Consider the following 8783-nt stretch of genomic DNA (forward strand, 5'->3'; position numbering starts at 1 on the left):
CATGACTGATCAACCCACTGACCCATCTTTGGAACAACCAATTTCCATTGTGTTAGTTGAAGATAATCCTACTGATGCAGAACTAACTATCCGAGCATTACGTCGCGCTAGAATTAGCAATCACATTCAACTACTCGAGGATGGAGCCGAAGCCCTCGATTTTTTCTTTTGTCAGGGGGACTATGCCCACCGTAGCATGACGAATCAACCCAAAGTCATTTTGCTGGATTTGAAGCTGCCAAGAGTCAGTGGATTAGAAGTTTTACGGCAACTCAAGTCTGACCCACGCACACAAATGATTCCGATTGTGGTACTTACCTCTTCTGCTGAAGACCAGGATATGATTGAGAGTTACCAGCTTGGGGTGAATAGCTACATCGTCAAACCTGTTGATTTTGAACAATTTAACCAAGCAGTCCAACAGCTTGGTTTTTATTGGGTTTTATTTAACCGATCGCCAGTTTCTTAAATCAATAAATGCAGTTGCAACTTAATTCTAAGTCAGAGCTACTGCTGGTTGCTGCCAGCGTCCCACCGCTTTACCAATCACTGCTAATTCTTGCATCAAGCTATCGAAACGATCTGGTGTGAGAGATTGGGGCCCGTCCGATAAAGCTTTGGCAGGGTTGGGGTGAACCTCTATCATCAGGGAATCTGTACCAGCTGCGATCGCAGCCATCGCCATTGAAGGCACAAACTCAGACCAACCTACGCCGTGGCTGGGGTCAATCATAATTGGCAGGTGAGTCAGCTTTCGCAACACTGGCACTACTGATAAATCCAGCGTATTTCGCGTATACTGACGGTCAAAGGTGCGTATTCCCCTTTCACACAAAATCACATTGGCATTGCCAGATGCCAGAATATACTCGGCTGCCATCAACCAATCTTCAATAGTAGCCGCCATTCCCCGCTTCAACAGAACTGGTTTCGGCTGCGCGCCCACTTTTTTAAGCAAGGAGAAATTCTGCATATTCCTGGCCCCCACCTGAATTACATCAGCAATTTCGGCAATTTTATCTAGATCAGCAGCATCCATCACTTCTGTAATAATACCTAGTCCGCTTACTTCCCGCGCCCTTGCTAACAAATCCAAAGCACTCTCGCCGTGTCCTTGGAAGGCGTAAGGTGAAGTCCGGGGTTTGTATGCGCCGCCGCGCAAAAATGTTGCTCCAGCTGCCTTGACGCGCCGTGCTGTCTCCACAATCATTTCTTCATTTTCTACGGAGCAAGGCCCGGCAACGACTACTAAAGGCTGATGTTCACCAAATACTACCGCTCCATTGGGAGTATTAACCACTACTTCCGAAGCTTCGCCGTGACGATACTGACGGCTGGCTCGTTTGTAAGGCTGCTCTACCCGCAACACCTGCTCAATCCAAGGGCTAAGTTCCTGAATTTGTAGTGGATCTAAGCTAGCAGTTTCACCTACTAGACCAATAACTACTTTGTGTTGACCAACAATTTTTTCTGGAGTTAGCCCCCAGCTAGTTAATTCCTCATCAATGCGGTTTATTTCCGCCTCTGGGGAACCACTTTTCATTACTATAATCATGTGAAAGTTCCTGGTTATTAATTGAGTAAAATTTTCTTAGGACTTACGCACACTCTACGAATTCTTGGCGTTCTTGGCGTCTTGGCGGTTCGATAAATTAAGCTTTTCGGCAATTTTTGCGTAAGTCCTGTTTCTGTAAACGGATTAGCTTGATTGTTGCTTATTAACCTAATTACGAATAGTTAAAAATAAAATTTATTTACAAGATATAGCGCTCAGTCAGCATATTTACTGCTCAATAACTAGATATGGAGTATAAAAAAGACTACACAATTTTGATTAGCAATGTTGAAGTTAAAATTTTATAACTTCAACATTCACTTCTTTATTTACCCAATACCTGAGTTATCTAATATCTGAGCGCCGTTAATTATGAGTCTTTCTGCCGAGTTTCGCGCCAAACTGCCACCATTCGTCCCCAATTGGTGTTGAACTCACCCAAACCCAGCAAACTTCCAACTCTTTCTTCATCCCAAGAGGCAGAAAGAACGCCATAAGTTATCCCTAATACCCCTAAACCAAATAATGCCATGTTCACCAATAACACAGCAATAGGAGGTAGTTGGATCTTGGAATAGATAGCAAGCAGATAGCTGACAACCAGGACGCTAATGCCCAAAGCTGTTGGTACACCACAGAATCCAGCTACCCGGCGGATCATGCGCTGGCTGACTACTTGGGGAATAGCCATCTCTTGTTTGGTGTAAGTCCGTTTTCTATCAGCCTGTTTGCCAGATTCTTGTGGCTGTGCTGCTGGTTTACTTTGAGTTTTTGCGGGCTTTTGGCGCTTTTTGTTTGGTTCAAAGGGCAAGCGACTGCGTTCAGATTCTTCAGCAGACATAAGCGATAATCCCTATCCACGAATACCGAGACGAGCAATCAAAGCTTGATACTTTTCCCGGCTTTCCTGCGATATATAGGCTAAAAGACGCTTGCGCTGACCAATTAGCTTCAACAGTCCCCGCCGGGATGAATGGTCTTTTTTATTTGCCTGGAGATGTTCGCTGAGGCGGTTAATGCGCTCAGTTAGCATGGCAACTTGGACATCGGCCGACCCAGTGTCGGTTTCGTGAACTTGGTAGTTGGAAATTATTTCTTGTTTCCGCAGTTGCGTCAGAGCCATGATCGATTCAATTTCTAGTTTTTCTAAATGTATGTAGCAGTCTCCCATAATATCACAGCCATCAAGGTGGATGTAGAATCATCTTTGCTACTGCACCTTACACTATAGGAGACTAAGTAGATCAAAAGCTATCCAGTATCCTCTGGTAGTAGATGCGCTACTAAATCGGATTAGACTTCAAAAGAGCGATGGCTTTGCCAACGCCAAGGGCGATCGCATTATTTGCAATTAACCTGTCTTCTGTTATTTTGAGAAAATAAAAATAATCATAGGTTTGTAGTTTGGGTTAAAGCGCAAACTATAACAGTCTCTAAATATCAATCATTTCTTCACAGACTACAACTGCTCAACAAATATCTTGGTTGTATAGCTTGGCAAGTTAGTGACTAAACCATCTTCTCCAACTTTCACCTCCGAATTCGCGATCCAATCTCGCCAGTATTGAGCGGATGGGAAGCCTAAAATTTTATATTCATTTAGATTCTGGTCAGAAAAATTTGCCACGACAACTACACGAGAATTCTGCTCATCCCAGCGAGTGTAAGCTAACACTTTATCATCGGTATTTTCGTAGAAAAACTCGATATTATCACTTTGCAAAGCTAGATTCTGCTTGCGTAGAGCAATGATTTTTTGATAATACTTAAATAAATTACGATTCTGGTCGCCTGATAACAAAGACCAATTAATCTTCTGTGGCTTAGTTACATCTTCGCTTTTTTGCTGATATTCGCCAAACTCTTCTCCCATCCACAGCATTGGTATACCCAACGCTGTCATTAAGAGAACGGCTGCTAACTTCGCTCGCTTAAATGCCTCTGCGTCAAAGATACCGCGATCGCCTAATTCTCGCAATAGACGTTCGCGATCGTGGGTTGCCAAATAATTTATCACATTGGTAGCAGTTGCATAACCCTGCTGTTTAGGATCTAAAATTTGCTTTAGTTGTTTTAACTCAAATGCTTCTCCACAAATATATGGAACTATAAAGTACCGAAAACTCTCATGCCAACAAGCATCTAATGGTCCATCTGGCTGGACTACAGCTTTTGTATCAGGAATATGTTCAGCAATATTGTAAAACTGCTTGGGTGCAGCATGGTTTTTTCCTTGCTTCGCCAGCCAGTCTAAAAATTCAAAGTTAGCCAATTGGCGCACCGCATCAAAGCGGATTCCATCAATGTGATACTCCTGAATCCAAAATTGCACTACATCCCCGACGTATTTCCATGCAGGTTTAACATCTAATTTTTCATCATAATTATCATAGTTAAACTCTGGCCCCCAGTAATTATCTGGATCTTCAGGATAATGCATGTGTTCGTAATACCAGTAATTCCGGTCAATCAGTATTAACGGGCATTCTTCATCTGTGTGGTTATAAATTCCATCCATAAAAACGCGAATGCCTCTAGCATGACACTCATCTATTAATCGCTTTAAATCTTCTGTTGAACCATAACTAGATTCTGTAGCAAAGAAGTGGCGCACTTTATAGCCCCAATTATAGTTACCAGGGTACTCATTAACTGGCATTAATTCAATTGCATTAACTCCCAATTCGACTAGATAATCTAACTTGGCAATTATTCCTAAATATTTGCCTCGTTTATCAAACCCAACTTCATCTCCAGAAAAATCTGCAACGTGCATTTCATATATGACTAATTCACGATTTTCAGGCAATGGTTTTTCGTCGTGTCGCCAAACATAAGTGTCAATAATGCGTTGCCCATTTTTAATCCGCACTATGCTGTACTTTTCTGTTTCATTAACATCTGTTGCTTGAGGATCAATAACGTCTACCCACTCATCAAGTGTAAAATTTGGGCTTTTACTTTGAATGCGAAACTTATATTGATAAATTCCATCTTCAAGTTTTACTTGAGCGCGAAAATAACCATCTTCACTTTTTACCATTGGGATTTCTTTCCAATCAGAAAAAGACCCAATTAAAGCTGTTTCTTTATTACGAGGAGCAAACAACGTAAATTCAATTAAACTTCTCATTTATTATATCTTCCTGTAGTAATATGTATCAATAAGTATAAAAATACAAAAACTAATTAAGTAGACAAGAACAAATCAAACTATATTACGTAACGTAAAAGTAACTAGATTTTTTCCTAGTAAGAGTTTCATTCATTACTACAAACCTTAAATTTTTCATAACCACTTACTTACCCCAAAGATAGGGTTAGCACCTGCTCAGTAAATAGACCTTTTTCAGACCTTTTGAGAGGTTACTTGCTTGCAAATGGCTATACATCTATCTTTAGTTAGTTTTGATTAAAATAAATATCATTTTTTTAACTTTGCTTAATTTTGAGTTTTTTATAAGACAGAAGACTTATTCTCTGTTACTTCAGTAAACGCCTCAAACCGACCATTAGGTGTCCATTGAATAGCCCCATCTCGCCCTGTAAAAAACAATTTCGTTTGACTTTGGTTCAATTCCGATAAGAATTTTGTATCAAAGTTAGCAGAAGAAGCGATCGCTACTTGTGGTTGCAGAGCAATAACTAAATCTTTTAATGACTGAGGGGCACACCATAACACTTGTGTACGAGGTAAACTGCCACTTTTAACTAGTTGCTGTACCTCTTTAGATTTGATATTACCTACTAATAACCAATTCTGATCTAGAATTTGCAATTGTAAAATAGGTAATTGTTCGTTGATTAATTGTACCACTATAGAACCCGTTTTCACAGCTTGACCAACTGTTAACGGCTGGTAATATCCCTGATATTTTTGTAACTCTTGTTGAATTGCCTGAGTTGTAATAGAATTTTCTGGTTTGGGTGAATATTCATAAAAATTCTTGATAGGTAAACGTTGCAGTAATTCCAACCAAGCATTACTTTCATTTCCTTGGAAGTCAGTTGCGATCGCCCAATTAATTTGATTTACACCTTGTTGTTGCAAAAACGGTAAAATTGTAAAACGTCCTGTCCCTTCATCACCACTATTAATTACAGTTACTGTCCCTCTATCTTGAATAACTATAATTGGTTCAGTACCAGATTCTAATACCGTTATCCTAAACAATGTATTTGTGGAATGCCAAAGAGGGATTAATACTAAACCAATGGCAATCACATTAGCAAACCACCACCGCTTCTGCCACCAAGGTACTAGCCAAACTAATAGAATCAGTGTATAAATCGCCAGAAGTTGCCAAATAGATATGCTGCCTATAGCAACAGAATTTCCCGGCAGCTTGCTAAAAAACTCTACTAATTTAATTAGCCAATCAGTAGGGTAATGTAATACCGCAGCTAAAAAACTTCCAGCCTGAGTCCAAATTAAACCCACTAACGCACTAATAATTCCACCTATACTAATTATCGAAATTAAGGGAGTACTAACCACATTCAGCAACAAACTATAAGATGGTATAACCCCAAAGACAAAAAGTTGCACAGGTAAAGTCCAAATAGTAGCAGCTAGGGGAACAGCAATCAAAGCAGCGATCGCAGGTGGTAGCCATGCTAGACGATTGACTAATGCGGGTACTGTTACGATTAATCCCAGTGTTGCTAAAAAACTCAATTGAAAGCCTAAATCCCAAATCCATAAAGGATTAAATACTAATAATAAAGTCGCTGCTAATAATAATGAGCCGAACTGTTTTACTTTTCTTTTTAATAGCAAACCAACTAATGCCGCAAAACCCATAATTACGGCTCTAAGAACCGCAGGTTGAAAACCTGTTAAACTCAGAAAAATGATTAAAGCTAAAAAACCAAGGGTAAATTGCGTTCCTTTACTTGCCCGCCTCGTTAGCTGTAAAATCACACTTAAAATCAAAGAAGTTTGGAACCCAGAAGCTGCTAAAGCGTGAGCTAATCCTGCTTGTACAAATAAGTCGCGGATATCATAGGGTAAATCAACTGCTTTGCTTCCCAACACCATAGCACTGACAAGAGGCCCTTCAGGGATACCCAACCAACGAACTTGCGATCGCACAATTCGTTCCTGAATTTGCCACCATCCCCATTTTCGTTCCTGTTCTAAAACATTTATTTGTCGCCCAATCAAACCAGCAAAGGTTCCTTCCTGCTTGAGAAACTTCTGAAAATCGAAACCACCAGGATTTGAAGCCGCCTTTGGTTTGTACAAAATCCCAGTCACAGCAATTTGTTGACTAGGGTATAACCCAGTAGCCTGAAGTATAGGCACTGTCACATACAATTTACCTGTAACCCCTTTTGGCACACCTGCTGAACCTTTGTCATTTTTGACTTCATCTAGCTGAGTCGTTTCCAGCCAAAATTGTCCACGTTGACTACGAGTCAAACGGGGATTACTCACCACTTCGCCACGAACAATTACAAGTTGTTCTTGATTATTGCTATTTCCAGGTGGAACGAACTGACTAATATCTTTTGCACCTGGTTGCGGCACTCGCCATTGAAAATATAGAGTTGCCAATAATCCTACCAAGCCAGCAGCTATCCATATTCGAGGATGGGGATTAGTTTGCCAAGTATTAGGCACTGCCTTATTTTTGCTTCCAGTATTTTCTGGTTTCTGAGCAAGTTGCCGTGAACTGGTGCGTCTTCTAAAAAGGATTGCTCCCACTATCCCCAGAACCAAAATCCATATACCACCCCAAGGAACTGCTGTAAACAGCAACCCAAAAATGTAGCCAAGACAAATAATGACACCACTGGTTTGAATCATAAAATTTTTTGTAAAAGCACCTAACAACCCAAATTTGCGGCTGACTTAAAAATAGCTAGGGCAACAATATAGAAAATCGGCATTGCTGAATTTGGCTATGAAATTCAAAAATAAAATATTCCAAATACTTATTATCTGCGCTTGAAGCGCCTATGCGTGAGTTTTTCATCTCTTTAATCAGCAACAGCGAACAAATCTTATCGTTGTAGTGAAATATAGTCCATCAAGTTTACACAAAAAAACCCGCACAGGCGGGCCTTATCTTGTAGCTTTAGTGTTCTAGATTCAACATTTAACAGTATTTTTGTCCTTTAGCAAAAGCCGCATCATAAAGATATACCTAGCTTAAACCTCAGCAGAGCATGGATAATTGGCAAAACTATACGTACTTACCATACGGAAAAGCAAAGCGCCTATGCGTTCATTTTGCGTTCTTCTGATTTTAAAACCTTACGTTTTTACGCAAAGCTGTACTTAGTTCGAGTAGCCGCACCCTTCATCATATTGGGCTTCCTGTTGAACTTACAGTATCTTTGAGCAAAGGAAAACCCAATTTCTCCCTTTGCTCAACATATAAATGAGCTACCTTTCTAGCTAAATGTCGAATCCTGGCAATATAGCGAGTTCTCTCCGTTACCGAAATCACACCTCTAGCATCTAGCAAATTAAACGTGTGCGAACACTTCATTACATAATCTAAGCTAGGTAAAACCAATCCTCGCTCCGTTAATTGGGTAGCTTCCTGCTCATATAAATTAAATAGTGTCAGTAGCAACTCAGGATTCGACGCTTCAAAGTTGTATGTACACTGCTCAATCTCACTTTGCAGGAAAACATCACCATAAGTAATGTTGTCTGTCCACTGGATTTTTGTAAATGCTTCTACTTGCTGGAGATACATTGTAAGCCGCTCTAACCCGTATGTAATCTCAATTGACACTGGACGACAATCAATTCCCCCACACTGTTGGAAATAGGTAAATTGAGTAACTTCCATCCCATCTAACCATACTTCCCACCCAGTGCCCCAAGCTCCCACCGTCGCATCTTCCCAGTTATCCTCTACAAACCGAATATCGTGGTCTTCAGGACGAATACCTAAAGCCCTTAATGAATCAAGATAAATCTCCTGAATATTATCTGGCGACGGCTTGATTAGAACTTGATACTGATAATAGTGTTGGAAACGATTGGGATTTTCGCCATATCGTCCATCTGTAGGGCGACGACAAGGTTCAACGTAAGCAACAGCCCACGGTTCCGGCCCCAATGCTCTTAAAAATGTCTGCGGATTCTTAGTACCAGCCCCCTTCTCTATATCGTAGGGCTGCGCTATGAGACAACCGCGATCGCCCCAAAACTGATGCAACAAAGCTATAACGGATTGAAAATTCACACTTCCCCCTTAATAATCGA

Annotated in this window: 7 protein-coding genes; 1 reads left to right on the plus strand and 6 read right to left on the minus strand. The window is 40.6% G+C overall.

Annotated elements, in window-relative coordinates; genetic code table 11:
• Window position 1: 1 nt before the first annotated feature.
• Window positions 2-469: a response regulator gene (locus RMY00_RS27470; protein ID WP_322650570.1), complete on the plus strand. Its 468-nt coding sequence runs from the start codon at window positions 2-4 to the stop codon at window positions 467-469.
• A 27-nt stretch (window positions 470-496) separates the two neighbouring features.
• On the opposite strand, the gene aroF is transcribed toward RMY00_RS27470, so the two are convergent.
• From aroF to glyQ, 6 genes are all read right to left on the minus strand, one after another.
• Window positions 497-1555 carry a 3-deoxy-7-phosphoheptulonate synthase gene (gene aroF / locus RMY00_RS27475; RefSeq protein ID WP_322650571.1) on the minus strand — a complete coding sequence of 353 codons (1059 nt, stop codon included), beginning with the start codon at window positions 1553-1555 and terminating at the stop codon, window positions 497-499.
• Between the two features lie 370 nt (window positions 1556-1925).
• Window positions 1926-2396: a PAM68 family protein gene (locus RMY00_RS27480; protein WP_322650572.1), complete on the minus strand. Its 471-nt coding sequence runs from the start codon at window positions 2394-2396 to the stop codon at window positions 1926-1928.
• A gap of 12 nt (window positions 2397-2408) precedes the next feature.
• The gene (gene rpsO / locus RMY00_RS27485) at window positions 2409-2678 is read right to left on the minus strand and encodes a 30S ribosomal protein S15 (protein ID WP_041565894.1); all 270 of its coding nucleotides are present in this window, start codon (window positions 2676-2678) and stop codon (window positions 2409-2411) included.
• A 336-nt stretch (window positions 2679-3014) separates the two neighbouring features.
• On the minus strand, window positions 3015-4688 hold the full coding sequence (locus RMY00_RS27490; RefSeq protein WP_322650573.1) for an alpha-amylase family glycosyl hydrolase: 1674 nt from the start codon (window positions 4686-4688) through the stop codon (window positions 3015-3017).
• Window positions 4689-5012: 324 nt separating this feature from the next.
• On the minus strand, window positions 5013-7367 hold the full coding sequence (locus tag RMY00_RS27495; RefSeq protein ID WP_322650574.1) for a ComEC/Rec2 family competence protein: 2355 nt from the start codon (window positions 7365-7367) through the stop codon (window positions 5013-5015).
• Between the two features lie 499 nt (window positions 7368-7866).
• Window positions 7867-8763 carry a glycine--tRNA ligase subunit alpha gene (gene glyQ / locus RMY00_RS27500; protein WP_322650575.1) on the minus strand — a complete coding sequence of 299 codons (897 nt, stop codon included), beginning with the start codon at window positions 8761-8763 and terminating at the stop codon, window positions 7867-7869.
• Window positions 8764-8783 lie beyond the last annotated feature (20 nt).

This window comes from Nostoc sp. ChiVER01 (genome assembly GCF_034531155.1).
GTDB lineage: Bacteria > Cyanobacteriota > Cyanobacteriia > Cyanobacteriales > Nostocaceae > Nostoc.

Bases quoted from the DNA above. Each gene is read 5' to 3' on its own strand.
- RMY00_RS27470 (WP_322650570.1), top strand. From the start codon at position 2: ATGACTGATCAACCCACTGACCCATCTTTGGAACAACCAATTTCCATT.
- aroF (WP_322650571.1), bottom strand. From the start codon at position 1,555: ATGATTATAGTAATGAAAAGTGGTTCCCCAGAGGCGGAAATAAACCGC.
- RMY00_RS27480 (WP_322650572.1), bottom strand. From the start codon at position 2,396: ATGTCTGCTGAAGAATCTGAACGCAGTCGCTTGCCCTTTGAACCAAAC.
- rpsO (WP_041565894.1), bottom strand. From the start codon at position 2,678: ATGGCTCTGACGCAACTGCGGAAACAAGAAATAATTTCCAACTACCAA.
- RMY00_RS27490 (WP_322650573.1), bottom strand. From the start codon at position 4,688: ATGAGAAGTTTAATTGAATTTACGTTGTTTGCTCCTCGTAATAAAGAA.
- RMY00_RS27495 (WP_322650574.1), bottom strand. From the start codon at position 7,367: ATGATTCAAACCAGTGGTGTCATTATTTGTCTTGGCTACATTTTTGGG.